Origin of the sequence: Amycolatopsis sp. YIM 10 (assembly GCF_009429145.1) — a bacterium.
Lineage (GTDB): Bacteria > Actinomycetota > Actinomycetes > Mycobacteriales > Pseudonocardiaceae > Amycolatopsis.
Genome location: NZ_CP045480.1, coordinates 10,225,484 through 10,250,094, shown reverse-complemented (window position 1 = coordinate 10,250,094; position 24,611 = coordinate 10,225,484). Strand labels below are relative to the sequence as shown.

Below are 24,611 nucleotides of genomic sequence, written 5' to 3'. Positions count from 1 at the left end.
CCATGTCGTCGACGAAGCTGTCTGGGGTCGCGGTCAGTCCCGGCCGCGCGAGCGGTCCGGTGGTACGGGTGGCCGAGCCGCTCGGGGCACCACCGAGCACCCCGGCCCCGCCGGATCCCGCCGCCGAGGCCGCGCGCGTCGAGCCCGCCGCCCAGCTGGTCGCCGCCCGCCTGGAGAAGCAGGCCGAGACGGCCACCGGGGAAGCCGCCACGATCCTGCAGACCACCGCCGCGATGGCCGCCGACCCGACGCTGGTCAGCCAGGCCGAAGCGCTGGTCAAGAACGAGCGCCTGCCCGCGGCCCGCGCGGTGCACCAGGCCGCCGAGGGCTTCGCCGAGATGCTCGCCGCGGCCGGCGGTTACCTGGCCGAGCGCGTACGCGACATCCATGACATCCGCGATCGCATCGTCGCCGAGCTGCTCGGCCTCGCGCCGCCCGGCGTGCCCGAGCTGACCGGGCCGAGCGTGCTGGTCGCCCGCGACCTCGCCCCCGCCGACACCGCCGGGCTCGATCCGGCGAAGGTGCTCGCGCTCGTCACCGAAGAGGGTGGCCCCACCAGCCACACCGCGATCCTCGCCCGCGCGCTCGGCATTCCCGCCGTGGTCGCCGTTCGCGGGCTGCTCGCGGTCGAGGCCGAAGCGCTGCTCGTCGACGGCGACACCGGCGAGGTCGAACCGGTCGACGCGAGTGCGCCGGTTCTGGCGGCGACCACGAACGGGCCCGCCGAGTGGGACGGCACCGGCGTCACCGCCGACGGCCACCGCGTCAAGGTGCTCGGCAACGTGGGTTCCGCGGCCGACGCGCAGTCCGCGGCGGATGCGGGTGCCGAGGGAGTCGGCCTCTTCCGCACCGAGTTCTGCTATCTCGACGCCAGCACCGAACCGACGGTCGAAGCGCAGCGCGCCGCCTACGCCGCGGTGCTCTCGCCGTTCAAGGACAAGCCGGTCATCGTCCGCACGCTCGACGCCGGTGCCGACAAGCCGCTCGCCTTCCTCTCCCCCGACACCGAGCCGAATCCGGCGCTCGGCGTGCGCGGGCTGCGGATCGCCTTCGACCGCCCGGAGATCCTCGACCGCCAGCTGGAAGCCATCGCGCTGGCCGCACAGGACTCGGGTGCCGAGGTGTCGGTGATGGCGCCGATGGTGGCCACCGCCGCTGAAGCCGCCTGGTTCGCCGAGCGGGTGCACGCGGCGGGCATCACCAGGGCAGGGGTGATGATCGAGATCCCCGCTGCCGCGCTGGCCGCCCGCGAGATCCTCGACGCCGTCGACTTCGTTTCGATCGGCACGAACGACCTCGCCCAGTACACCTTCGCCGCCGACCGCCAGCTCGGTGCGGTCGCCGCGCTCAACGACCCGTGGCAGCCCGCGCTGCTTCGGCTGATCGCGCTGATCGGCGAGGCGGCCGCGGCAACCGGCAAGCCCGCCGGGGTCTGCGGCGAGGCCGCGGCCGATCCGCAGCTCGCGCGGGTCCTCACCGGACTCGGTCTGACCAGCCTGTCGATGAACGCGGCGGCGGTGCGCGCGGTCGGCGCGAGCCTGGCCGCGGTCACCCGTGCGGAGTGCGAGGCCGTGGCGGACGCCGCGCTCGCCGCGGCCGATCCGGCGGCGGCCCGTCAAGCGGTCAGCGCGGTCACGAGCCCCAGGTGACCCGCCAGGGCAGGCGGACCTGGACCCGCCCGAACCGGTAGTAGCGCGGGGTCCGGATCTCCACGGACCCCGCGAAGACCGAACCGGACAGCACGAACCGCGGTTTTCCGGCCGCGCGGTCGAACTCGGTCCGGTCGGTCAGCGTGCCCGCCCGGATCTTCACGTCCGATGTGGACAGTGAGGCGGTGGCGGGCAGCAGCAGTTCCACCGAACCGGCCGCCACGCTCAGCTCGATCCGCACCTCGGCCTGGCTGAATTCGGCCTCGGTGAAGTCCAGTTCGGTCGAGCCCATCTGGTTCTGCACCAGGATTTCGTGCGGGACGCGCCAGTGCCCGGTCCGCCGCGTGCCGCCCATCAACGTCCGGAGCACCAGCCGGTCGCGCCGCGCGGGCACGGTGCCGTTGACCCCGTGGTGCACCAGGCCGGGCAGATCGGTGAGCACCCGGTTCAGCTCACCGCGGGTGCGGGCGGCCAGCGCCAGGTCGGTGCGCGCGGTGAACTCCTCCAGATCGAGCAGGCCCTGTCCGACGGCCTTCTGCAGCAACGCCGCGACGTGGTCCCGTTCGGCGTCGGATACACGCAGCTCCCGGTCACTCACCAGCGGGAACGGCGGCCGTTGCGCACGACGAGCGGGCCACCGTGCACCCGCCCGGTCACGATGATGGTCGGCGAGCCGGACGCGGGCTGCCGCTTGCGCTTGTCCTCCACCGAACCCCACTTGACCTCGGTGATGGCGTTCAGGTCCACACCGGCCTCCTCGGGCACGACCAGCTCGACGCCGCCCCACTTGGTGTCCAGCTCGATGTAGACCACCGGTGAGGTGAGCACCGCTTCGGTGAAGTCGAGCTTGGTGCTCGCGTACTTGTTGCGCACGCGCAGGTGCGACGGCACCTGCCATTGCCCGCTGCGCTTGAGGTTCGAGCCGTGCGCGCGCAGTTCCAGCGGCGTGCCGGAAGGCGGCGCGTACTGGGGCGCCGGCGCGTACTGGGGTGCGGGCGCCGGGGCCGCTCCGGTGGCCAAGACCGGAGCGGCGTCCCGGTGCACCAGGCCCGGCAGGTCCGCGAGCACGGAGTTCAGCTCACCGCGGGTTCGGGAGGCCAGTGCCTTGTCGGTGCGCTCGGTGAACTCGTCCAGATCGAGCATTCCCCGGCCGATCGCCTTCTGCAGCACCCCGACCACGTGCTCGCGTTCGGCGTCGGACACCCGCAGGTCGCGCGCGCTGAACTCCTTCGGCGCCGGTGGTGACGCCGCCTCCGGCGCTGCCGCGGCCGCCTCCGACTCCTCGGGCACCGTGTTCATCTCGGTGGTGGTGGTCTTCTGCTCCGCCTCAGTGCCGTTTTCGCCGGTCGATCCGGCCGGTACCGGTAGCTGATCGGTCTGCGGCTCACCCATGCGTTCCATGCTAGAACCGGGGTGTGAGCAGCGGATCGGGGAATTTCCCCGACTTCTAGTCCGAGTCCAGCCCGTGCTCGATGGCGTACCTGGCCAGCTCGACCCGGTTGTGCAGCTGGAGCTTCCGCAGCGTCGACTGCACGTGGTTCTCCACCGTGCGGTGCGAGATCACCAGCTTCTCGGCGATCTGCCGCGCGGTCAGTCCTTTCGCGACCTGCCGCAGCACGTCGGTCTCGCGCTCGGTCAGCCGCGGTGGTTCGCCGATGGTGGGCGGCGCGTCCGCCATCCGCCGGTACTCCCCGAGCACCAGGCCCGCGAGTCCGGCGGTGAACACCGGGTCGCCCGCCGCGGTCCGGCGCACGGCTTCGGCCAGCTCGGCCGACGAAGCCGACTTCACCAGGTATCCGGAGGCGCCCGCCTTCACCGCTTCCAGCACGTCCTCGTGCTCACCGCTCGCGGACAGCACGAGCACCCTGGTCTCCGGCAGCGCGCCGGTGATCGCCCTGGTCGCGTCCACGCCGGAGGTCTCGCCGAGGTTCATGTCCATCAGCACCACGTCCGGGCGCACGGTCTTGGCGATCCGGATGGCCGCGTCGCCGTCGGGGGCGGTGGCCAGCACCTCGAACCCGTGCTCGCCGAGGTCCCTGGCCACACCGTCACGCCAGATCGGGTGGTCGTCGACCACCATCACCGAAATCGCGCTCATCCCGAGGCTCCCTTCGGCACGCGGATCTCCCATTCCGTGCCCGCTCCGGGCGCGGTGTCCAGGCTGATCGTGCCACCCAGGCCGGTGACCCGGTCCTGGATGGACTTGGCCACCCCTAGACGTCCCTCGGCCCGCGCCCGTTCCAGCCGTCCGGCGGGAATGCCGGGACCGTCGTCGCGCACGGACACGACCACCTCGTCACCGAGGTCTTCCAGCAGCACCCACGCCTGGGCGCCTTCGGCGTGCTTCGCGACGTTGGCCAGCGCTTCGCGCACGGCGTCGGCCAGCTCGGTGGTGACGTGCGCGGGCAGCGAAACCGGACCGGCCGGGCCGGAGATGTGCACGGTCGACGTGCCGAGCAGCTGCAACGCCGCGCGCAGGTCGGCGGTCTCGTCCGTGGGCCGCGTCGGCTCGGTGGTGACCAGTGCGCGCAGGGCGATCTCCTGCTCACCGGCCAGTTCCGCGAGTTCGGCCGCCTCCCCGCCCAGTTCGGCGCCGCGCTTGCGGACGCGCGCGAGCACCTGCAGCACGCTGTCGTGGATCGACCGCGCCAGCCGTTCCCGCTCCGCGGTGGCCGCTTCGGTGCGCAACGCCTGGGCCAGCGCCGAACCGGAACGCCGCGCGGTGCTCGCGGTCATCCCGATCAGCAGGCCGCTGGCCAGCAGCAACACCCCGTCACGGGCCACGTCGACGGTGAACTCCGCGCGGGCGGCCCCGGTGCACAACGCGATCACCAGCCCACCGGCCAGCCCGCCGACCGCGCCGAACCGGGCACCGGCGACCAGCGGCGGCACGGCCGCCCAGACGGTGGTGATCAGCGGATCGGCCGCGGCGAGCTGCGCGTCGGACAGGATCCACGGTGAGGTCAGCACCAGGCAGGCGGTGAGCCCGACATCGGCGACCACCAGCCAGCGCCACCGCCAGCGCAGTGCCTCGCGCGCGTAGACCAGGCTGGTCAGCACGGTCCAGATCGCCATCACGCCGAGCACCGTCCAGGCGAGCCAGGCGCGGCGGTACTCGTCCTGGTGCACCACCCCGATGCCCGCGGCGAACACCCAGGTCAGCACGCGCAGCCCGATCGCGCCCCACCACAGCGGCGAGGCGAGGTCGCGGGTGGTCGGGCCGAAGCGGGCGGTCACTTGGCCGGTTCGGCGCCGTCGTCGTCAGGCGCCTTGGTGTTCGGCTCGGCGCTCTGGTCCTCCAGCACGTCCACGGCTGCCGGATCGGGATCCCGTTCGTGCAGCAGCGACTTGATGCCGGAGTTGAGCACCGCCAGCAACGGCACCGCGAGCAGCGCACCGGCGATCCCGGCGGCGACCAGGCCCGCGGTGATCGCCAGCACCACGGCCAGCGGGTGCAGCTTGACCGCCCGGCCCAGCAGCAGCGGCTGCAGGATGTGGCTTTCCAGCTGCATCACCAGGATCACCACGCCGAGCACGATCAGCGCGGTGACAAAACCGTTGGTCACCAGCGCCACCAGCACCGCCACCGCCCCGGTCAGCACCGCGCCGATGATCGGCACGAACGCGCCGAGGAACACCAGCGTGGCCAGCGGGATCACCAGCGGCACCCCGAGGATCCACAGCCCGATGCCGATGCCGACCGCGTCCACCACGGCCACCGCCGCGGTCGCGCGCACGTAGCTGACCAGCGAGGCGAAGCCGCGGCGGCCCGCCACGTCCACGCGGTTGCGCACCTGGCGCGGCACACCGCGGGTGAGGAAGGTCCAGATCTGCTCACCGCCGGCCAGGAAGAAGATCAGGATGAACAGCGTCAGCACGAACCCGGTGAGCACCTCGCCGACGGTGCCCGCGGTGGTCAGCGCGCTGTCGGTGATGGTGGCCTGGTTCTTCTTGAGGAAGTCGACGGCCTGGTTGATGAAGTCCTGGATCTGCGTCTGGCGCAGGTGCAGCGGGCCGTTGACCAGCCAGTCCTGGATCTGGTCCAGGCTCTCGGTGAGCTGCTGCTGCAGTGCGGGCAGGCCGCTGGTGAACTGCGCGACCACGAAGGTGAGCAGCCCGCCGAGCAGGCCGAGCCCGCCGATCAGCACGATGCCCGCGGCCAGTCCCCTCGGCAGCCCGGCCTTGACCAGCCAGCCGACACCCGGCGCCATCAACGCGGCCAGCAGCAGCGCGATGGACAGCGGGATGACCACCACCGACAGGTAACCGACCAGCCAGACGATGACGTACAGCGCGGCGATCACCACGAGGAACCGCCAGGCGAGCGCGGCCCCGATCCGCAGACCCCGGGGAACGACGGTGGTCACGTCGAGTTCGACCGGCAGTCCGGGGTAGTCGGGCGCGGGGACGTGGGCGGGCTTCTTCTCCTGCTCCGGCACATCCGACAACCTAGTCGGCGTGCGCTCCGGCCAGCAGGCAGACGGCGGGAAACGCCGGGATTGATCACTTTCGGTGAGAGTTGACCACACCGTGTGCTTTTCACACGATCGGGCCATCAAGGCGGTTCGAAGATGCGTTCGCGGGGTCGCTTGGTCCAGTCTCGGTGTCGCGCCGACAGAACGTGATCAATTCACACCCTGTGCATCCAACCGAGTATCCGAGTTCGGATGACCGGCGCCCGGAACACCCACAGACCGAGGAGCACACCAGGTGGCGGAAGTGGCGGCGAACCAGCGAGGCGCGAAGCGCGCCGGTCGCTGGACTTCGCGTGCCCTCCTGGTCGCCGGCGGGGTGCTCGCCGGTACCGCGGCCGCCTGGGCCTTCGCCACCGGCGCTTCCGCCGCCGAAGCTCCCACGGCGCCCGCCGCCCCCGAGACCGACACCGCCGGTCTCACCCCGGTCACCGACGCCACCGTCCAGGGCCTGGATGACCTCACCGGCGGTGTCTCCGAACTGAGCGGCGACACGGCCGGTGCCGCCGCCCGCGCCACCGAGGTCCCGTCCACCGGCTCCTCGCGGGCGGTCGGCGAGGACGTCACCGCCGCGGTCGACCAGTTCACCAGCGAGGCCGTGGTCCGCCCGGTCGAGCGCACCCTCGGCGCCTTCGAGCACATCGCGCGCCAGCCCGAGGACGCGCCGAAGGTGATCGAGCAGACGCTGACCCCGGCCAACCAGGGCGTGCAGGACTTCGGCAAGAAGTTCTGGGACTTCCTCCAGCCCCGTGGCGAGGACGCGCTGGCCGAACTGCCCCGGCTGCCGTTCGGCGGCGCCGACCAGGTGGTCCCGGAGCAGCCGGTGACGGTGGTTCCCGAGGCGGGCACCGTCGGCATCCACACGGTCGGCGTTCCGGCCGGGCCGCACGACGGTTCCTGGCTCGCCGCGTTCGACGCTTCGCGCGCCGGCGGCGGCATCACCGACGAAGGCGACGCGGGAGACCGCGAGCTGCCTTCCCCGTTCTCCCCGTTGCGCGCGCCGCTGGCGCCGCTCACCGTGCCCACCGTTCCCGGTGGCGGCAACTCCGCCGGCGGGCACTTCGACGGTCTGCTGATCGGCGTTCCCGCCGGCTCGGCCGCCGCTTTCGACACCGCTCCGATCGGCTCCGTCCGGTCCGGTGTCCGTCACCTCATGGTGGAGCCGGGCGCGCAGCCCGGTGTCACGCCTGACTGATCACCGCGCGGGGTAAGGACGGTTCGCGTCCCCCGCCGGTCACCTTTCCCGTGCCGGTAGTGCGCGTTCCCTCCTGAGTTCACCCCGCGGTTTCCCGCGATCGCTTCTCGATCGCAGCCCTCCTCCCGCACGCAAGCTGCAGAACGCACTTTGCCAGGGAGTCACGAACCCGCAAGGGAACCCAAGGAAAAGGAGAACCCCTCAATGCAGACCTGGGCGAAGCGCGGCATCAAGACCGCGCTGGTCACGGGTGGTTTGCTGATGCTGGGTACCGGCATCGCTTCTGCCGACGAGAGTGTCAACCCAGACAGCCCCGCCGGCCCGCTCGACGCGAACCTGAACATTCCGGTTCAGATCGAGAAGAACGCGCTGGGCACCCCCGTCGGGCAGGCCAACCTCCCCGGATACAAGGGTGAGATCAGCACCAAACCGGTCACCAAGCCGCTCAAGGGCGTGACCGACCCGCTGCAGAAGGCCGCCGCTCCCGCCTCGAAGGCGACCGCCCCGCTCGCGGGCGTGACGGACAAGGCCACCAGCGCGCTCTCTTCGGCCACCAACAAGGCCGGTGCCTCGCGCACCACGCAGGACGTTTCCGGGCTCGACTTCGACCAGACCGATGACGTGCTCAAGGGCAACAAGGTCGACCTCGACGTCACCGCGCCGATCCAGATCTGCGGCAACGCGATCGGGGTCATCGGCGACGCCGTCATCGAAGACGCGGACTGCGGCACCCAGTCGTACTCCAACGACGAGAACACCACCACCGACGGCAAGCACTCCGGCCTGGCCGGGAACGTGGTCGCGCTGGACTGGGCGCTGCCCATCCAGATCGCGGGCAACGCCGGTGGCCTGGCGGGCGGGTCCGGGTACACCTCGGGCAGCGCCGAGCAGGAAGTGACCGAGACCGGCGACATCAGCACGGACGGCACCGGCTCCGGCGCCTCCGGCAACGTGGTGGCCCCGCAGTTCGCCACCCCGGTGCAGGTCACCGGCAACGCGGCCTCGTGGATCCTCGGCAACGCCTACAGCGAGTTCGACGCCGAGACCGACGCCGAGTCCGGTGGCTGGATCCAGACCAACGGTGACGGCGGCGCGGCCACGGGCAACGTGGTCGGCGTGCCGATCGCGCTCCCGGTCAAGGTCAACGGTGTCGCGGCCGGTGCCTGGGGCTCAGACGCCGACACGGTGTCGCACTCCGAGGCCGACGCCACCGCGGGTGACACCACCCCCGGCCTCAACGACATCCCCGCCTACATCACCACCGAAGGCGACAAGGCGTTCCTGGCCGGGACCGTGGTCCAGCCGCAGGGTGCGCTCGTCGCCAACGTCGCGGGTGTCGCGGCTTCCTGGATCGGCAATGCCACCACCGGCAACGCCCAGGACGACGACTACGCCGGCGCCGGCTCCTCCTCCAGCGAGGTCGAGGCCGGTGGCTTCTCCAGCACCACGGGCCAGGACGGCGCGGGCTCGGGCAACATCGTCGACCTGCCGGTCGCGGTCCCGGTCGAGGCCTTCGGCATCGGCGGCACCTACATCGGCAACGCGCACGCCGCGCACGACAACGAGACCGACGCCAAGGCCGGTGAGGGCACCTACACCACCGGTGACGGCTCGTTCCTCGCCGCCAACACGGTCACCGGGCAGCCCGCGCTGACCGGTGAGGTGTTCGGCATCGGTGGCTCGCACATCGGGAACGCCTCGGGCACCTCGACCGAGACCAAGACCGTGCAGGCCGGTGGGTACAACGGCAGCACCGGCAACGACAGCTCCGCCTCGGGCAACATCGTCCAGGTCCCGCTGGCCGTGCCCGCCGAGATCTTCGGCATCGGTGGCTCGTACATCGGCCAGGGCGAGGGCACCGCGTCCGAGACCAAGGAGATCACCGCCGGTGGCGGCGGCAACACCGACGACGACAACGGGCTGGGCAGCTCGAACCTCGTCGCCACCCCGCTGGCCGTGCCGGCGCAGGTCTTCGGCATCGGCGGCTCGCACATCGGCCGCGGCACCGGTGAGGCCACCAGCGACACCCAGGTGACCGCCGGCGACGACGTCAAGGCGACCGGCAACGAGGCGGGCGCGTCGGGCAACATCGGCTTCGTGCCGGTGGCGCTGCCGGTGCAGGTCCACGGCATCGGCGGGTCCTTCATCGGGACCGGCTTCGGCACCAGCGAGAACCTGACCGACGCGGTGGCCGGCGGCGACGCCACCACCGGCGGTGAGGACGGCGCGGTCGCGGGCAACATCATCCAGGCGCCGTTCGCCGGTGCCGGCAGCCTGTTCGGCTCCTCGGCCGGGCTGATCGCGCTCGTCGGTGGCGACACCGCCGAGAACGACGTGGTCGCGCAGGCCGGTGGCGACTCCGTGACCAACGGTGACGGTGGCGGCCTGGCCGGCAACGTGATCAGCGCGCAGGGCCTGCCCATCGCGCAGGTCTTCGGTGACGCGGTGGCCGCGGCCGCCAAGGCCACCGGCTCGGCCTCGAACACCACCGACGCCACCTCGGGCGGGGACATCACCACCTCGGGTGTCGACGGTGCCTTCTCGGGCAACATCCTGGACGTGCCGGCCGCCGCGGTCGCGCAGGTCTTCGGCAACGCGGTCGCCGCCGCCGGGGTGGCCGACGCCACCGCCGACAACGTGACCAGCGGCAAGGCGGGTGGCGACACCACCACCGCCGGCACCATGGACAGCGTGTCCGGCCTCGACGGGCAGATCCCGGTCGGTGTCGTGGCGCAGGTCTTCGACGTCCCGCTGGCCCTGCTGGGTGTGGCGAACGCCGAGGCCACCAACGCGACCGACATCATGGTCGACAACCGCGAGCCGCAGATCGACCTGGGCATCGACGGTTCGGAGCTGCCGCTCGACGTGATCCCCTCGCTGAACTGGCCGTCGCTGCCGGGCGTGCCGGGAGTGCCGACCGGGCTGGGCCGTGACGGCGGCATGGCGCTGCCCACCAACGGACTGCCGACCAACGGGCTGCCCACCCCGGGCCTGCCCTCGGTCCCGTCGCTGCCGGGTCTGCCGGGCCTGCCGGGTGCGGCGGCGCAGCGCGCCGACGCCCCGATGCCGTCCGTGCCGGGCGTGCCCGACCTGGGCACCGTGACCGACCTGCCCTCGGCCGGCTCCCTGCCGCTCGAGCTGTCGGGCGTGAACCTGGACTCGGCCAACGTGCTGGGCGGCGGCCTGCCGACCGACGCGCTGCTGGGTGGCGGTCTGCCGACCGACGCGATCCTCGGCGGTGGCCTGCCCACCGACGCGATCCTGGGTGGCGGCCTGCCCACCGGTGACGTGACCGGTGGCGTGCTGCCGACGGACGCGATCCTGGGTGGCGGCCTGCCGGTCGACCCGGCCACGGTCATCCCGATGGCCGCCGAGCGCCAGGACGTGCCGACCGCCGACGTGCCCGCGATGGCACAGGTCGACGGCCCGCTGAACCTGTTCCAGCGGTTCCTGTCGGTGCTGACCGGCGGCAAGTGAGCTGACGCGTAACTGAAAACCGAAACCGGGTCCCGGAGCAGCCAGCTCCGGGACCCGGTTTTTCGCGTGTCAGTCCAGTTGCACGGACCGCTTCGCCAGCCCGTACCAGAATCCGTCGATCACCGTCTTGGGCGCGCCACCCGCTTCGCCACCGGCGCCGAGCGAGACGAACAACGGCGCGAAGTGCTCGATCCGCGGGTGCGCCAAGCTGGGCGCCGGTGCCTTGTGCGTGAAGTCGAGGATCGCGTCCACGTCGTTCTTCGCCAGTACCTGCGCGCCCCAGTCGTCGAACTCCGCGGACCACGCGGGAGGTTCGTGGTCGGCGTCGCGGTGCATGTTGAGTCCGCTCAGGTTGTGCGTGAAGAAGCCGCTGCCGATGATCAGCACGCCCTCGTCGCGCAACGGCGCCAGTCGGCGGCCGAGTTCGAAGAGCCGCACCGGGTCCAGCGAGGGCATGGAGATCTGCAGTACCGGGACGTCGGCGTCGGGGAACATCTCCACCAGCGGCACGTACGCGCCGTGGTCGAGGCCGCGTGCCGGGTCGTCGTGCACCGGGGTTTCCGCCGAGCGCAGCAGTTTCCGCACCTTCTCGGCCAGCGCGGGCGCGCCGGGAGCGCGGTATTCGACCTGGTAGTAGCGGTCGGGGAAGCCCCAGAAGTCGTAGATCAGCGGGACCGTGGTGGTCGCGCCGATGGTCAGCGGCGCCTCTTCCCAGTGGGCCGACACGATCAGGATGGCCGTCGGCCGCGCCAGCCCGGCCGAGAGGTCGGCGAGCTGCCGGGTCCAGGTCACGTCATCGGCGAGCGGCGGCGCGCCGTGGCTGAGGTAGAGCACTGGTGCGGCGGTCATGGCGGTCTCCCGAGTACGACTGGGGCAACTAATTGAAAATTCAACTATACGCCTCGGCTGGGCCTGCCCGCCATGCGCTTACGCTGAGGCCGTCCATCAAGCGGGAGGGTGCATGTCGGCGACGCGGCTGCTGGTGCTCGGCGCGGTCCGCGGGTTCGGCCGGGCCCACGGTTATCTGGTCCGCACCGAACTGCTGACCTGGGGCGCCGACGAATGGGCCAACGTCAAATGGGGTTCGCTCTACCACGCGCTGCGTCAGCTGGCGAAGGACGGACTGCTGCGCGCGATCGACGTGCCGGACTCGGGTGGCCGCGTCGACTACGAGATCACCGAGGCCGGTGACGAGGAGTTCTTCCGCCTGCTCCGCGAAGCCCTGCGCCAGCCGGAACTCCGCCAGGACATGCTGACCGCCGGACTGGCCCTGCTGCCGGCGCTGCCCAGGGCCGAGGCCGTCGAACTGCTGGAAAAACGCCTGCACGCACTGGAAAGCGGCCGCGCGGACATCGTCGAGCAGACCAGTACCTGGGCCGATCCCGGGCACGTGCAGGAACTGTTCGACCTCTGGGTGCACAACGCGACCAGTGGCGTCGACTGGACGCGCGGGCTGATCGACCGGCTGAAGGCGGGCGCGCACACCATGGCGGGCGAGGATCCCGCCGGGTTCGGCATGCCGGGCACCTGGACTCCGACCCAGGTCTGAGCTACCTCCGTCCGATGTGGACGGCGGTCGGCCGCCGGACCATCTCCGGTATGAGAACCCTGTTGCCCGGAGCCGTTTCCCTGCTGCTGGCGCCGCCGCTGCTGCTCGCCGGCGTGCTGCTGCGCCTGCCGCACGACCTGTTCTTCCCCGCCCAGCTCGCCGCGTACGCGAGCGGACCGGGCCGGATGTTCGCCGCGTACAGCTGCTTCCTGCTCGGCGTGGTGGCGCTGTGGCCGGGAATCCTGCTGCTGGCGCACCGGATCGGCGGTGGTTTCGGGCTCTGGGGCGGGGTGCTGGCCCTGTTCGGGTTGTTCGCCCGCGCCTTCCACGCCGGGGTCGACCACCTCGCGTTCCAGCTGGTGCGTGTGCTCGGCCAGGACACCGCGACCAGGGTGATCGCCGATTCCTACGGCGCGTACCACGTGCTGCGGGTGTGCACCGTGCCGATGATCTTCGGCTGGGTGGTGCTGGCGATCGGCGCGTGGCGGTCCCGTGCGCTCGGCCGGGTCGGCGCGGTGGCGCTCGGTGCGATGACCGCGATGCCGGTCGGCGTGCTGAAGGGCACCGAATGGCTTTCGGTGGTCGCCGCGGTGGGCTTGTGCGTCGCGCTGGTGCCATTGGGTGTGCGTGTCCTGCGCGAGTGCCGGTGGCCCGCGCCCGCGGTGGTGGTGCGGTGGAGCGTGGTCGGCGCGGGCTCGGTGGCGGCCATGTACTTTCTCGGCCAGGCCGGATAACCCCTGGCTATAACAGCAGGTCTTGGACACTTTTCCGACGTCGCCGCAGCATTGAACCCATGGAACTCACTGGGAAGACGGCATTGGTGACCGGCGCTTCGCGGGGCATCGGCCGCGCGGTGGCGGAACGTCTCGCGGGAGCGGGCGCGCTCGTCGCGGTGCACTACGGGAGCAACGACGCGGCGGCGAAGGACACGGTCGAAAGCATCGAGCGGGCGGGTGGAAAGGCCTTCGCCGTGCGCGCGGAACTGGGCGTGGACGGCGACGTCGACACCCTCTTCGCCGGACTCGAGCGCGGGCTGGCCGGGCGGCCGCTCGACATCCTGGTCAACAACGCCGCCATCGTGTCCGGGAAGCTGGACGAGGTGACGCCCGTCGAGTTCGACCGGCTGTTCGCGGTGAACGTGCGGGCCCCGTACTTCATCGTGCAGCGCGCGCTGCCGCTGCTCGCGGACAACGGCCGGGTGATCAACGTGTCCTCCGGCGTCACCCGGATCGCGTTCCCGGAAACCGCGTACGCGATGTCCAAGGGCGCGCTGGACGCATTCGGCCGGAATCTGGCCAACCAGCTCGGCGACCGCGGCATCACGGTGAACACCGTCGCGCCCGGCGTCACCGAGACCGACATGAACAGCTGGCTGGCCGACGAACCGGACCGGGGGAACGCGGTGGCGGCGATGTCCGCGCTCGGCCGAATCGGCCGGCCGTCGGACGTCGCCGCCGCCGTCGCTCTACTCGCTTCACCGGACGCCGGGTGGATCACCGGCAACTGGCTCGACGCCAGCGGCGGTCTCTTCCTCGGCCCCCGCCCTCAGGCGGGGTAGGTGCCGAAGGTCCACTCGTAGCCCTCGGGATCGTGCACCCGGAACCGGTAGGTGCCCCACTCGGTGGCCTCCGGTTGCCAGATCACCTTCGCCCCGGCGGCGGTTGCCTTGGCGTACAAGGCATCCACCTCCTCGTTGGAGCCGAGCCGGAGGTAGAGGCCGTGGCCGACCGTCTCCCCCTTCAACGCGGCCCGGTCGTACCCGGCCTCGTCGGTGAAGAGGCTGAAGCTCACGCCCGTCCCGTACCGCAGCTCGGCGTGCGCGATGCCGCCGTGGTCGTCGGGATAGGCCATCGTCTGCTCGAACCCGAAGGCGCGCTGGAACCAGTCCAGCGCGCCCTGGGCGTCGCGGTAACCGAAGTAGGCGTGGAGCGATGCGGTAGTGGTCATGGCCGTAGTCCACCAAGCAACGCGGCCCGTTCCGTTCCGCGTTCAGTCGGCCCGGCAGGTGAGATCCGTGGCGGGCAGCGTGCCGTCGGCGAAGTAGGTGTTGACCGCGTTCTCCGCGCAGGAGTTCGGGAAGTTGCCGAACACCGCGTGCACCCGGACGTCCTGCAGGGTGACCAGCTTCGAGCCCTTCATCGAGCGGTGCAGGTCGACGCCGCTCTCGTAGGAGGTGCGGGTGTCCCCGGTGGTCTGCACGATCAGCGCGGGCACCGAATTCCGCACCACGGTCGCCTTTTCGGCCGGCGGACCCCAGAACGCGCAGGCGCTGATGCCGTTTGCGAAGGCCCCGAAGAGCGGTTGCTCGGCGCGGGTGCGCTCGATGTTGCGCCAGTAGTACTCGGGGTCGCGGTGCTCGACCTTGTCCCCGCACAACACCGCCGCCTGCCCGGAAAGCTGCGTTTCGGGGGTCGGCCGGTACATGACTTCCAGCGTGTTCTTCAGCGCGGGGTTCGGCTCCACCTGCTTGCCGTCGGCGGCGTCGACGAGCTGACGCACGTCCGTGGCCAGCGCCGGGTTCGCCCGCGGATCGGCCAGCGACATGAACAGCACGATCGGCAGCGCGTGCTGGTCGACCTCGTACTCGCCGATCCGGATCGGCTGCTTCGCCGACCGCTGGACCAGGTCCTCCACCAGCGCCCTGACCTGCTTGCCGGTGGTGCCGAGGTGGTACTCGGAATCGCGCTCGGCGGTCCACTCGGCCCATTCGTCCAGCGCGGCCTCGTTCGGCGCACCCATGTCCTGGAACATCCGCGTGCCGTAGCGCTTCGAGTCGACCGCGCTGTCCAGCACGAACCGGTCGCTCTGCCGCGGGAACATCTGCGTGTACACCGAGCCCAGGTAGGTCCCGTACGACCAGCCGAAGTAGTTGATCTTCGACTCACCGAGCGCGCCGCGGATCACGTCCATGTCGCGGGCGGTGTTGCGGGTGGAGATGTGGCGCAGGAGGTCGCCTTCGGTGTCCGCGCACTGCCGCGCCAGATCCGCCTCCAGCCGCACGGTCCGGTCGAAGGCCGCGCGGTCCACGCCCGGCGAGCGCAGCATCAGGCCGACCGGCCAGCCGCAGTCGACCGGGTTCGACCGGCCGATCCCCCGCGGGTCCATGCCGATCAGGTCGTACTGCGCCCTCACCTCCGGCGTCATCGCCTCCCTGATGCCGAGCGTCATGTCCAGTCCGGGACCGCCGGGGCCACCGGGATTGGACAGCATGACGCCGCGTCGCTTGCCGGGATCGGTGGCCTTGATCCGTGATATCGCCACGGAAATGGTGCGGCCACGCGGTTCGGCGTAGTTCAGCGGCACTTCGACGTCGGCGCACTGCGCGCCGGCTTCGTCCAGTGCCTTGTGGTCACAGGCTTTCCAGTCCAGTTCCTGGTGGTGGAACCGGGACAGGCCGTTGTCGGCCGCCGCGGTGCCCGCCAGCAGGGTCGCCCCGCCGACGGCCACGGCGGCCACCAGTGCGCCGAGCTTCTTCATGTCGATCTCCTACCTTCTCAAGACTGTCTCAAGTGGACTGTTCAGGCCGCGCAGGCGGCGGTGTCGACGGCCCGCAACATGGCGTCGGAGCCGGATTCGGTGAGCTGGTTGACCGTCACGTTCACCGCGCGGCCGTTCGAGGTGACGCCGCCGCGGGTGCGGAAACCGGGGATGCTGCCGCCGTGGCCCCAGAACTCCACGCCGCAGGACACCGGGACGCGGATCAGGCCGAGGCCGTAGCCGGCGCCGGGAAAACGTCGGCGGGCACGGTCCGCTTCATTTCGGCCAGCTGCTCCGGCGGCAGCAACCGCCCGGACAACAACGCGGTGAAGAACCGGTTCAGGTCCTGGCCGGTGGACACCATGGCACCGGCCGCCCCGCCCCACGACGGGTCCTGCCGCGTGTAGTCGATCCGCTCGCCGTCGACCTCGTGGTATCCGCGGGGATGCGGGCCGCGGATGCCGGTCTCGCCGGGCAGCGGGTAGTAGGTCGAGTGCAGGCCGAGCGGGGTGATGATCCGGCGGGTCAGTTCCGTCGCGAGCGGCGTGCCGGTGACCCGCTCGACGAGCAGACCGGCCAGCACGTAGTTCGTGTTGGAGTACTCCCATTTCGCGCCGGGGTCGAAGTGGGACGGCAGCGTCATCGCGATGCGCGCCAGCTCGTCACCGGTGCGGTACCGCCACCGGGTGTCCAGCGGGTCCACCTTCTCCAGGTAGTCGGCCAGGCCGCTGGTGTGCTGGAGCAGGTGCCGCACGGTGATCCGCCGGTCGCCGCGGACCGCGCCCGGCAGGTACTGCTCCACCGGGTGGTCCAGGCCGATCCGGTCCTCGGCCACCAGTTGCAGCACGACCGTCGCGACGAAGGTCTTGGTGTTGCTGCCGATCCGGATCCGGGCCTGGTGCGGGAAGGGCTGCCCGGTGCGCAGATCACCCGCGCCGCTGGTCACCTCCCGGCCGCGGCCCCGTTCGCTGACCACGGCCTGTGCCCCCGGCACGCCGTCGACCCGGACCAGGTGGTCCAGTTCCTGCTGGAGCCGCGAGGGCGTGGCGGCGGCCGGCACCGCGCCCGCCATCACCGCGGCCAGTCCCACCACCACCGCGGCTCGCCCCAAAGTGCTTGCGCGCAAAGGAATTCCTCCTCGGAAGCCTCGGTGACCGCCGCTCGGTCAACCGATGCTCACGAGGTTATGGATCATGCTCGGGCGTGCCCAGGACAGCACTACCCCAACTCTTGGTGGGGCTGGCCCTACTGCGGCGCGATGGTCCGCCGTGGTGGTAACGTCGTGTTTCCAGAAACGGGCTGTTACTGAATAGGTGACCAGGTGACCAGGATGACGCGGGCGCAGCAACAGCAGCGCACCCACGAACGGCTGCTGGAGGCCGGGAGCGCGGTGTTCGAGCGGCGCGGCTTTCTCGCGGCGACCGTGGAGGAGATCGTGGCCGAGGCCGGCTACACGCGAGGTGCGCTGTACAAGCACTTCGAGGGCAAGGAAGGCCTGTGGCTGGCGATCACCGAGGCCAGGGCCGAGGAACACATCCTGGACCTCGGCGCCCGGCTCGACCTCGTGGCCGACCGCGACGAGCTGGTCGCGGCGCTGGTGCCCGCCGGTCCCGCGTTCGGTGAGGACGTGCCCAGGTGGAGCGTGGCCACCTACGAATTCTCGGCCTGGCTGGCCGGGCAGCCGGAACTCGCCGCCACCGTGGTCGACACCCAGCGGCAGCGCGAGGAGCGGATCGCCGAGCTGCTGGAGCGGACCTGCGCCCGCCTCGGTGTCCGGCCCGCCTTGCCGTTGCCGCAGGTGGTCGTGCTGATCGGCGCGCTCGGTGGCAGCCTCGCCCTGCGCCGCGCGGTCGACCCGGCGACCGACGTGCACGCCGTCGCGTCCGGCACCATCGCCGCGGTGTTCGGCGCATGAGCGTCCGGTTCACCCGCAACGGGAACGTCGAGATCGCCTACGAAACCTTCGGCTCCGCGCCGGGCCGCCCACTGCTGCTGATCCAGGGCGCCGGAGCGCCGATGCTGGGCTGGGCGGACGAGTTCTGCGAGGCGCTGGTCGAGCGCGGCTTCCACGTCGCCCGCTGCGACAACCGCGACGCAGGCCGGTCCTCCCGCGCGACGCGGCCGTACACCGTCGCGGACATGGCCACCGATGGGCTGGCCGTGCTGGACGCGCTCGGCTGGCCCGCCGCCCACGTTGCCGGGATTTCGCTCGGCGGCATGATCGGCCAGGTCATGGCCGCGCGCCACCCGGACCGGGTGCTCAGCCTGACCTCGATGTGCTCGGCTCCCGACGCGTCCGTGCGGCGGACCAAGCTGGGCTTCCTGCTGCGGTACTTCGCGCTGAACTGGCGGAAACCGGCCGGGCCCGATGCGGCCGGCGAGCGGTTGGTCAAGCTGCACCGGCTCCTCGGCTCGACCGGCCACCCGCGGGACGAGGAGTGGCTGCGCCGGATCGGCCGCGAAGGCCACGCGCACCGCACGGACGCCGCCGCCGGCCGCCGCCAGGCCGCCGCCGCGCGCGCGTCCGGCGACCGGCGGGCGGAGCTGGCCACGATCACCGCACCCACCCTCGTGCTGAGCGGGGAGGCCGATCCGGTGCAGCCACCGCGAGCCGGGCGGGCGACCGCCGACGCCATTCCGGGCGCGCGGTTCGTCAGCCATCCCGGCATGGGCCACGACCTGCCGCCCGCGCTATGGCCCGCGATCATCGACGACATCGACAAGATCGCGTCAGCCTGAGACTCAGTTCGAGATGCGGGCTTCGATGCCGTCGAGAAGGAATTCGAGGCCGGCCAGGAAGGTCTCGTCGGCGTCCAGGTGCGGGCCGTCGCGGACGACCGTGGCCAGCGCGGGGAACCGGCCGGTGGCGAAGGTCCGCTCCAGGTAGGGCCCGTAGGTGGTCTGCCACTGCCGCTTGTCCATGCCGCTGGACCGTTCGGCACGCTGCTCGGTGATCTCCCGGCGCACCGCGCCCACCACGTACGCGTTGACCGCGGCGACCGCCGGAACGACGGTGTCCAGGTCGACGCCGTCCATCGCGGCCAGCACGGCTTCCCCGCCTGCCAGCGTGTTCGGCCCGAGCTGGGGTCGTCCGCCGAGCAGGTCGGCGAGCCATTCGTGCTGGTGAGCGGTCCGCCGGGTGGTTTCCGCCAGTGACCGCAGCACCTCCCGCCAGTTGCCGCCGACCGGCCGGATCTCCGCGTGGACCGCGTCGAGCATCAGGTCGAGCAGTTCCTCCTTCGTGGCGATGTAGCCGTACAGCCGCATCGGCCCGACGTCCAGCGCCGCGGCGACCTTGCGCAGCGAGACCGCGTCCAGGCCGTTCGCGTCGGCGAGCCGGATCGCCGCCCGGACGATCCGCTCCCGGCTCAGCGGGGCCGGCGCCGGTCGCTCCGGCGGCTCCGGCCGTTCCCACACCAACATGGCGCGGACACTACATCGCCTGTCTTGATACAGTGTATCGACCAATACAGTGTATCGGAGGTTGTCGTGGACATCGCCATCGTGGGAGCCGGTCCGGGTGGGTTGGCATTGGCCAGGGTGCTGCACGTGAACGGCATCGACGCCGTGGTGTACGAACGGGAACCGTCACGCGACGCGCGTGGTCAGGGCGGCATGCTCGACATCCACTCCGGTCAGCGGGCACTGCGCGAAGCCGGGCTGATCGACCAGTTCTTCGCGATCGCCCGCGGTGCGGGCCAGGACATGCGCCTGCTCGAACCGGACGGCACCCTGCTGCTCCAGGAGGACACGCCCGACGACGCCCCGCTCGCCCGGCCCGAGGTCGACCGCGCTGATCTGCGCGCCCTGCTGCTGGATTCCCTTCCCGACGGGGTGGTGCGGTGGGGGCACGCTTTCGAATCCGCCGGCGACGGCGTGCTGCGCTTCGCCGATGGGCGCAGCGCGTCGTATGACCTGCTGGTCGGCGCGGACGGCGCGCAGTCCAGGGTCCGTCCGCTGGTCACCGACGCACGCCCGGTGCACATCGGCCAGAACGTCGTCGAGATCGGCATTCCCGACATCGACCGCACCCACCCGGACCTCGCGGCGATGGTCGGGCGCGGCAACTACTGGGTGCTCGGCGACGGACTTTCACTGGCGGCGCAACGCAACGGCGACGGCCGCGTCCGCATCGGCATCAGCTTCTACCGCACCGGCGAGGACTGGTTCGCCACCAGCGGCATCCCGTTCGACGACCCGGCCGCCGCCAAGGCACGGCTGATCGACCTGCTCCCCGGCTGGGACGCCCGGTTCGTCGCGTTGATCGAAGCCTGCGACGACACGATCGCGGCGCGGTCGATCACCACCCTCCCGATCGGCCTGACCTGGCCGTCGAAGCCGGACGTCACCCTGGTCGGCGATGCCGCGCACCTGATGCCGCCGGTGGGCGAGGGCGCCAACATGGCCCTGCTCGACGGTGCCCAGCTCGGCCTCGCGCTGGTTGCCCACCCGGACGACATCCCCGCCGCCGTCGAGAAGTACGAACGCGAGATGTTCGACCGCGCCGGCGCGGCCGCCCGGATGTCCGCGGACATCCAGGAAATGCTGATGTCCCCCAACGCGAGCAAGAAGATGCTCGCGTTCTTCCAGCCCTAGCCGGTACCGGAGAGGACGGCCGGTCGCGGCTTGGTCTCGTCCTCGGTGTTCGGCGCGGCTGTCGGGGAAGCGCCCCGTGGCACGGCGCAGGTCGGACACGACGACGTAGTCGAGCGAGATCCCGGCAAAACACTCGCTAGCTTTGGGCGAGGTCGGCGAAGCGGCTGTAGTGGAGCTGGTGGGCGACCACCACGGTGCTGGTCGGGCCGGCACGGTGCTTGGCTAGGATCAGGTCGGCCTCCCCGGCGCGTGGGTCGTCGCGTTCCCAGGCGTCCGGGCGGTTGATCAGCAGCACGATGTCCGCGTCCTGCTCCAGCGAGCCCGACTCACGCAGGTCCGAGAGCATCGGGCGCTTGTCGGTTCGCTGCTCGGGACCACGGTTCAGCTGGCTGATCGCGACCAGCGGCACCTCGATCTCCTTGGCCAGCAGCTTCAGCTGCCGTGAGAACTCCGAGACCTCCTGCTGCCGCGACTCCACCCGCTTGCCCGAGCTCATCAGCTGCATGTAGTCCAGCACCACGAGCTTGAGGTCGTTGCGCTGCTTGAGCCGCCGGGCCTTGGCGCGGATCTCCATCATGGTCATGTTCGGCGAGTCGTCGATGAACAGCGGCGCCTCGCTGATCTCGCTCATCCGCCGCGCCAGGCGGGTCCAGTCGTCGTCGGACATGCGGCCACCACGCATGTCGGCCAGCCGGATCTTGGCCTCGGCCGAGAGCATGCGCATGACGATCTCGGTCCGGCTCATCTCCAGCGAGAAGATGACGCTGCTCATGCCGTGCGTGATCGAGCACGACCTGGCGAAGTCCAGCCCCAGCGTCGACTTCCCGACACCGGGCCGGGCCGCGACGATGATCATCTGGCCGGGGTGCAGCCCGTTGGTCACCTCGTCCAGGTCGGCGAAACCGGTGGGAATGCCCTGCGCCGAACCACCGCGCGAGGCGATCGCGTCGATCTCGTCCATGGTCGGCTGGAGCAGTTCCTCCAGCGCGACGTAGTCCTCGCTGGTGCGCCGCTCGGTGACCTCGTAGATGGCGGCCTGCGCGCGGTCGACCACCTCGTCGATGTTGCCGCCCGCGTTGTCCTGGTTGGCGCCGTAGCCGTACTGCACGATCCGCGTGCCCGCCTCGACCAGCCGCCGCAGCACCGCCTTCTCGGCGACGATCTGCGCGTAGTACCCGGCGTTCGCCGCGGTGGGCACGGTGGCGATCAGCGTGTGCAGGTACGGCGCGCCGCCCACCCGGCCGAGTTCGCCGCGGCGCTCCAGCTCGGCCGAGACGGTGATCGGGTCGGCGGGCTCACCCCGGCTGTAGAGGTCGAGAATGCACTCGTAGACCGCCTGGTGGGCCGGGCGGTAGAAGTCGTTCGGCCGCAGTTCCTCGACCACGTCGGCGATGGCGTCCTTGGACAGCAGCATGCCGCCGAGCACCGACTGCTCGGCCGCCACGTCCTGCGGGGGCTGCCGGTCGAACTCGGCGGAGCGGCCACCGCCACCGCCGGACCCGGGATCCGGCGGGCCGGGGTCCTCCGGCTCGTAGCCTGCCCCGCGGTCATCGGTCATGGCCACCGCCGAAGCCCTCCTTCTCACCAGCACCGCACTCGAACGCGTGTTCGAGTGTACGTCAAGTTTCCCCGCACGCTAGATCGCGCGGCGGGCCAGCACCAAATCCGCCTGTGGACAACCTGTGGAGTACTTGGGGATGCTGTCCACCAACCAATCACAGGTGGCCGCCAGGCTGTGGACAGCTTGGGGGCAACCGGTGATCACTCAGCGAAATCCGCAGGTCAACCCCGGTGTGCCCGGTGTGGAAAAACTCGTTCGGCGTGTCGCGGTAAACCGATCGTTCGGCGTGTCGTCCACTGTGGCCGACATAGTTGTGGACAGCACCTGTGGACAACTCGTACGCCCTGTGCTTGATCAAACACAGGGTGAGTGAAGCGCAGGTCAGGCGGTCAAGCGTGCCTGCGCTGCCCGCAACCGGCCCGCCAGCTCCTGCGGCGTGGCCGGGGTGAAGGCGATCGACGGCTCGCCGGCGCCCGGCACCTCCTCGGTCAGCCAGCGCCCCTCGACGGTGTCGATGTAGTTCACCGGCCGGTCGATCCGCTGCCGCCGGCCCGCCCGGGTGCGCGCTGCCACGTACAGGCTGCCGCCGCCGAGCCGCCGCAGGCTCAGCACCCGCCGCAGTTCCTCCGCCTCGACCGCGCCCGCGCTGGGCCGCGAGTCCCGCATCACCGAGAAGCTGTCCTCCGACGGCGCCGGGCCGCGGCGGTTGCCGGTGGCCTCGCTCTTCGGCACCACCAGGCGGTTTCCCTTGCCGGGCGCCAGGTTCGGGATCTGCCCGAGGAACTCGGTGAGCAGTTCCTCCGGCCGGACCGAGGCCAGCACCACGCCCTCGGCCTCCGGATTGCGCGCGAGCACAAAGGCTTCACCGCCCGCGGACCCGGCGAGCAGGGTGTACTTGAGCGGCTTGCCTTCGAAGCCACCGTCGATCCAGGCGAAGTACTCCAGCTGCGGCCGGGCGATCGCCTCGACCACCGCGATGAACCCCTGATCGATCCCCCGCCGCCCGGCGAGGCCGTAGCGGGCCAGTTCGGCGTTGGCCCGCTCGTCCTCCGCGCGCTGCGCTTCCTCGCTGAGCCAGGTCGGCGTGCTGGAGAGCACCGTGTGCGGTTCGCCGTCCCGGCGGCGGATCAGGTTGAGCAGGGTGCCCGTGGTCAGCGTGACCTGCTTCTCCAGCAACTTCGCCATCCCCTAGTAGTCGACGCAGGTCGCCCGGCCCGCGCGGAGGCGGACCGGGCGAAAAAACCAGAACCGGATATTACTCGCCGATCACCGGCGGAGCGGTGAGTTCGTCGGTGCCGAAGACCTCGTTCGGGTCGTCGCCGAGCAGGAAGCGCGACTGGCGCTCCTCGTCCTCGGCGCCCTGACCGCGACCGCCACCGGCACCCATACCGCCCATGCCCATGCCGCCGCCCATACCGCGCGCGCCGGCGGCACCGGCCGCGGCCGCGCCGCCCATCGCGGCACCGCCCATGCCCATGCCCTTGCCTGCCCCGGCGCCCGCACCGGCACCCGACTGGCCGCCGGGCCCGAAGCCCGCGCCCGCACCGGCGCCACCGGCACCGATGTTGCCGCCGCTGCCCGGGCCGAAGCCACCGCCGCCACCGGGGCCGAAGCCCTCGGCGCCGGGGATGTCACCCGCGCCGCCCGGCCCGAACCCGCCGGAACCACCGGGGCCGAACCCACCGGCCGCCGGGATCTTGCCCGGCGTGTACCCGGCCGCGCCGGTGCCGCCGTCCCAGGCCGGTGGCTTGTAACCGGGGCTGCCGGGACCACCGGGAACGTCACCCGGGTTGTAGCCGGGGATGTTGCCCGGGGTGTAACCGCCACTGCCGGGACCACCCGCGCCGGGAATGTTGCCGGGCGTGTAACCGCCACTGCCCGGTCCGCCGCCACCGGGAATGTTGGCGCCGGGGATGTTGCCCGGCGTGTACCCGCCGCGGCCGGGGCCGCCGCTGTTCTCGCCGCCGCCGGTGTCGTTGCCGTTCTTGTCCTTGCCGTCGCCGTCGTCCCCGCCGCCGCCGTTGTCGTTCACGTCGACGGCCTGCACCTGGCCGGACATCGCGTTGTAGGTCGGCATGCCCTGGCCGTTGTCGCCGCTGGACTTGAAGTACGCGTTGAACGCGTCGACGTTGGCCTGGCCCTTGGTGTTGTACTCCTCGATCGCGCGGTCGGTGTCGGTCTCCCACGGCTTGATGTCGTTGAGGAACCCGCTTTCCGGCGGCTCCTTCGGCACCTCCTGCACCTTGGAGTGCACCGTGGTGAACGCGTTGTACTGCTCGCCGAGGTACTTGTCGCTGTCGTTGAGCTTGTCCTTGGAGTCCTGCATCCACACCTTGAGCGGGTGGCCGCCGGACTTCGCCGCCTCCCCGGCGGTGCCGGTCCACGCGGCGTCCATCTCCGCGGTGAGCTGGTCGATGGTGGAGATGCGCGTCTCGTAGTTGCCCTTGAGACGACCGGCCGCGGCCTGCCCGTCGGCCAGCGACTGCGGGCCCTCGCCGGTGGTGATCTGCTGCCAGATCTGGTAGCAGTCGATCTTGCGGTCGCCATCGCCCGCGCTGTAGCTGCCGGACTCGTCCTGGGTGGCCGCCCCGTAGGCGGCCGCACCGGCGACGATCGGGATCAGGAACAGGACCAT

23 protein-coding genes are annotated in these 24,611 nt (G+C 71.3%); 9 read left to right on the top strand and 14 right to left on the bottom strand.

Annotation, left to right across the window (positions count from 1 at the left end):
• Window positions 1–2: 2 nt before the first annotated feature.
• The gene (gene ptsP / locus YIM_RS47870) at window positions 3–1,649 is read left to right on the top strand and encodes a phosphoenolpyruvate--protein phosphotransferase (protein ID WP_153036631.1); all 1,647 of its coding nucleotides are present in this window, start codon (window positions 3–5) and stop codon (window positions 1,647–1,649) included.
• On the opposite strand, the gene YIM_RS47865 is transcribed toward ptsP, so the two are convergent.
• From YIM_RS47865 to YIM_RS47845, 5 genes are all read right to left on the bottom strand, one after another.
• Complete coding sequence (locus tag YIM_RS47865; protein ID WP_228004465.1) at window positions 1,633–2,247, bottom strand: DUF1707 domain-containing protein; 615 nt, start codon at window positions 2,245–2,247, stop codon at window positions 1,633–1,635. The genes ptsP and YIM_RS47865 overlap by 17 nt on opposite strands.
• Entirely contained in the window at window positions 2,244–2,948 is a 705-nt protein-coding gene (locus tag YIM_RS47860; protein WP_153037739.1) for a DUF1707 domain-containing protein, read from the bottom strand. Before YIM_RS47860 ends, YIM_RS47865 begins: the two co-directional genes overlap by 4 nt.
• A gap of 148 nt (window positions 2,949–3,096) precedes the next feature.
• A complete protein-coding gene (locus YIM_RS47855; protein WP_153036630.1) occupies window positions 3,097–3,747 on the bottom strand; it encodes a response regulator transcription factor in 651 nt (216 codons plus the stop codon).
• The gene (macS, locus tag YIM_RS47850) at window positions 3,744–4,886 is read right to left on the bottom strand and encodes a MacS family sensor histidine kinase (protein WP_153036629.1); all 1,143 of its coding nucleotides are present in this window, start codon (window positions 4,884–4,886) and stop codon (window positions 3,744–3,746) included. The genes YIM_RS47855 and macS overlap by 4 nt, the downstream gene beginning before the upstream one ends.
• Window positions 4,883–6,034: an AI-2E family transporter gene (locus YIM_RS47845; protein WP_153037738.1), complete on the bottom strand. Its 1,152-nt coding sequence runs from the start codon at window positions 6,032–6,034 to the stop codon at window positions 4,883–4,885. The genes macS and YIM_RS47845 overlap by 4 nt, the downstream gene beginning before the upstream one ends.
• 325 nt (window positions 6,035–6,359) lie before the next feature.
• On the opposite strand from YIM_RS47845, the gene YIM_RS47840 reads away from it, so the two are divergent.
• Together YIM_RS47840 and YIM_RS47835 are read left to right on the top strand one after the other, a co-directional pair.
• Window positions 6,360–7,316, top strand: coding sequence for a hypothetical protein (locus tag YIM_RS47840; protein ID WP_153036628.1), 957 nt, complete (start codon window positions 6,360–6,362; stop codon window positions 7,314–7,316).
• Between the two features lie 204 nt (window positions 7,317–7,520).
• Window positions 7,521–10,793, top strand: coding sequence for a chaplin family protein (locus tag YIM_RS47835; protein ID WP_153036627.1), 3,273 nt, complete (start codon window positions 7,521–7,523; stop codon window positions 10,791–10,793).
• Window positions 10,794–10,862: 69 nt separating this feature from the next.
• On the opposite strand, the gene YIM_RS47830 is transcribed toward YIM_RS47835, so the two are convergent.
• Window positions 10,863–11,642 (bottom strand): dioxygenase, encoded by a 780-nt coding sequence (locus tag YIM_RS47830; protein ID WP_153036626.1) that lies wholly within the window; start codon window positions 11,640–11,642, stop codon window positions 10,863–10,865.
• 112 nt (window positions 11,643–11,754) lie between these two features.
• Here YIM_RS47830 and YIM_RS47825 point away from each other — a divergent pair, with 112 nt between their 5' ends.
• Genes YIM_RS47825 through YIM_RS47815 form a run of 3 tightly spaced genes read left to right on the top strand, consistent with a single transcriptional unit; the run spans window position 11,755 to window position 13,900 of the window.
• Window positions 11,755–12,342 (top strand): PadR family transcriptional regulator, encoded by a 588-nt coding sequence (locus tag YIM_RS47825; RefSeq protein ID WP_153036625.1) that lies wholly within the window; start codon window positions 11,755–11,757, stop codon window positions 12,340–12,342.
• Window positions 12,343–12,392: 50 nt separating this feature from the next.
• Window positions 12,393–13,076: a hypothetical protein gene (locus YIM_RS47820; protein ID WP_153036624.1), complete on the top strand. Its 684-nt coding sequence runs from the start codon at window positions 12,393–12,395 to the stop codon at window positions 13,074–13,076.
• Between the two features lie 59 nt (window positions 13,077–13,135).
• On the top strand, window positions 13,136–13,900 hold the full coding sequence (locus YIM_RS47815; RefSeq protein WP_153036623.1) for an SDR family oxidoreductase: 765 nt from the start codon (window positions 13,136–13,138) through the stop codon (window positions 13,898–13,900).
• Here the strand turns inward: YIM_RS47815 and YIM_RS47810 are convergent.
• From YIM_RS47810 to YIM_RS47800, 4 genes are read right to left on the bottom strand one after another with little or no spacing between them, the layout of a single operon-like run.
• Window positions 13,888–14,289, bottom strand: coding sequence for a VOC family protein (locus tag YIM_RS47810; protein ID WP_153036622.1), 402 nt, complete (start codon window positions 14,287–14,289; stop codon window positions 13,888–13,890). The genes YIM_RS47815 and YIM_RS47810 overlap by 13 nt on opposite strands.
• Window positions 14,290–14,331: 42 nt before the next feature.
• Entirely contained in the window at window positions 14,332–15,819 is a 1,488-nt protein-coding gene (locus YIM_RS47805) for an alpha/beta fold hydrolase (protein WP_153036621.1), read from the bottom strand.
• Window positions 15,820–15,860: 41 nt separating this feature from the next.
• Window positions 15,861–16,031, bottom strand: coding sequence for a hypothetical protein (locus tag YIM_RS49575; protein WP_228004463.1), 171 nt, complete (start codon window positions 16,029–16,031; stop codon window positions 15,861–15,863).
• Between the two features lie 11 nt (window positions 16,032–16,042).
• Entirely contained in the window at window positions 16,043–16,945 is a 903-nt protein-coding gene (locus tag YIM_RS47800; RefSeq protein WP_228004462.1) for a serine hydrolase, read from the bottom strand.
• A gap of 204 nt (window positions 16,946–17,149) precedes the next feature.
• Here YIM_RS47800 and YIM_RS47795 point away from each other — a divergent pair, with 204 nt between their 5' ends.
• Window positions 17,150–17,734: a TetR/AcrR family transcriptional regulator gene (locus YIM_RS47795; protein ID WP_228005101.1), complete on the top strand. Its 585-nt coding sequence runs from the start codon at window positions 17,150–17,152 to the stop codon at window positions 17,732–17,734.
• Window positions 17,731–18,558 carry an alpha/beta fold hydrolase gene (locus YIM_RS47790; RefSeq protein ID WP_153036619.1) on the top strand — a complete coding sequence of 276 codons (828 nt, stop codon included), beginning with the start codon at window positions 17,731–17,733 and terminating at the stop codon, window positions 18,556–18,558. Before YIM_RS47795 ends, YIM_RS47790 begins: the two co-directional genes overlap by 4 nt.
• 3 nt (window positions 18,559–18,561) lie before the next feature.
• Here the strand turns inward: YIM_RS47790 and YIM_RS47785 are convergent, their stop codons facing one another.
• On the bottom strand, window positions 18,562–19,242 hold the full coding sequence (locus tag YIM_RS47785) for a TetR/AcrR family transcriptional regulator (RefSeq protein WP_153036618.1): 681 nt from the start codon (window positions 19,240–19,242) through the stop codon (window positions 18,562–18,564).
• A gap of 66 nt (window positions 19,243–19,308) precedes the next feature.
• Here YIM_RS47785 and YIM_RS47780 point away from each other — a divergent pair, with 66 nt between their 5' ends.
• Window positions 19,309–20,415: an NAD(P)/FAD-dependent oxidoreductase gene (locus YIM_RS47780; protein ID WP_153036617.1), complete on the top strand. Its 1,107-nt coding sequence runs from the start codon at window positions 19,309–19,311 to the stop codon at window positions 20,413–20,415.
• 136 nt (window positions 20,416–20,551) lie between these two features.
• Here YIM_RS47780 and dnaB read toward each other — a convergent pair whose 3' ends face one another.
• The 3 genes from dnaB to YIM_RS47765 form a co-directional block, all read right to left on the bottom strand.
• The gene (dnaB, locus tag YIM_RS47775) at window positions 20,552–21,979 is read right to left on the bottom strand and encodes a replicative DNA helicase (RefSeq protein ID WP_153036616.1); all 1,428 of its coding nucleotides are present in this window, start codon (window positions 21,977–21,979) and stop codon (window positions 20,552–20,554) included.
• A 378-nt stretch (window positions 21,980–22,357) separates the two neighbouring features.
• On the bottom strand, window positions 22,358–23,152 hold the full coding sequence (locus YIM_RS47770; protein WP_153037737.1) for an ESX secretion-associated protein EspG: 795 nt from the start codon (window positions 23,150–23,152) through the stop codon (window positions 22,358–22,360).
• 79 nt (window positions 23,153–23,231) lie between these two features.
• Window positions 23,232–24,611, bottom strand: coding sequence for a hypothetical protein (locus YIM_RS47765; protein WP_370468939.1), 1,380 nt, complete (start codon window positions 24,609–24,611; stop codon window positions 23,232–23,234).

Coding starts and splice junctions, on each gene's coding strand:
- YIM_RS47810 (WP_153036622.1), bottom strand. CDS start 14,289: ATGACCACTACCGCATCGCTCCACGCCTACTTCGGTTACCGCGACGCC.
- YIM_RS47820 (WP_153036624.1), top strand. CDS start 12,393: ATGAGAACCCTGTTGCCCGGAGCCGTTTCCCTGCTGCTGGCGCCGCCG.
- YIM_RS47860 (WP_153037739.1), bottom strand. CDS start 2,948: ATGAACACGGTGCCCGAGGAGTCGGAGGCGGCCGCGGCAGCGCCGGAG.
- YIM_RS47795 (WP_228005101.1), top strand. CDS start 17,150: ATGACGCGGGCGCAGCAACAGCAGCGCACCCACGAACGGCTGCTGGAG.
- YIM_RS47815 (WP_153036623.1), top strand. CDS start 13,136: ATGGAACTCACTGGGAAGACGGCATTGGTGACCGGCGCTTCGCGGGGC.
- YIM_RS47805 (WP_153036621.1), bottom strand. CDS start 15,819: ATGAAGAAGCTCGGCGCACTGGTGGCCGCCGTGGCCGTCGGCGGGGCG.
- YIM_RS47785 (WP_153036618.1), bottom strand. CDS start 19,242: ATGTTGGTGTGGGAACGGCCGGAGCCGCCGGAGCGACCGGCGCCGGCC.
- YIM_RS47855 (WP_153036630.1), bottom strand. CDS start 3,747: ATGAGCGCGATTTCGGTGATGGTGGTCGACGACCACCCGATCTGGCGT.
- YIM_RS47830 (WP_153036626.1), bottom strand. CDS start 11,642: ATGACCGCCGCACCAGTGCTCTACCTCAGCCACGGCGCGCCGCCGCTC.
- YIM_RS47790 (WP_153036619.1), top strand. CDS start 17,731: ATGAGCGTCCGGTTCACCCGCAACGGGAACGTCGAGATCGCCTACGAA.
- YIM_RS47835 (WP_153036627.1), top strand. CDS start 7,521: ATGCAGACCTGGGCGAAGCGCGGCATCAAGACCGCGCTGGTCACGGGT.
- YIM_RS47825 (WP_153036625.1), top strand. CDS start 11,755: ATGTCGGCGACGCGGCTGCTGGTGCTCGGCGCGGTCCGCGGGTTCGGC.
- ptsP (WP_153036631.1), top strand. CDS start 3: ATGTCGTCGACGAAGCTGTCTGGGGTCGCGGTCAGTCCCGGCCGCGCG.
- YIM_RS47765 (WP_370468939.1), bottom strand. CDS start 24,611: ATGGTCCTGTTCCTGATCCCGATCGTCGCCGGTGCGGCCGCCTACGGG.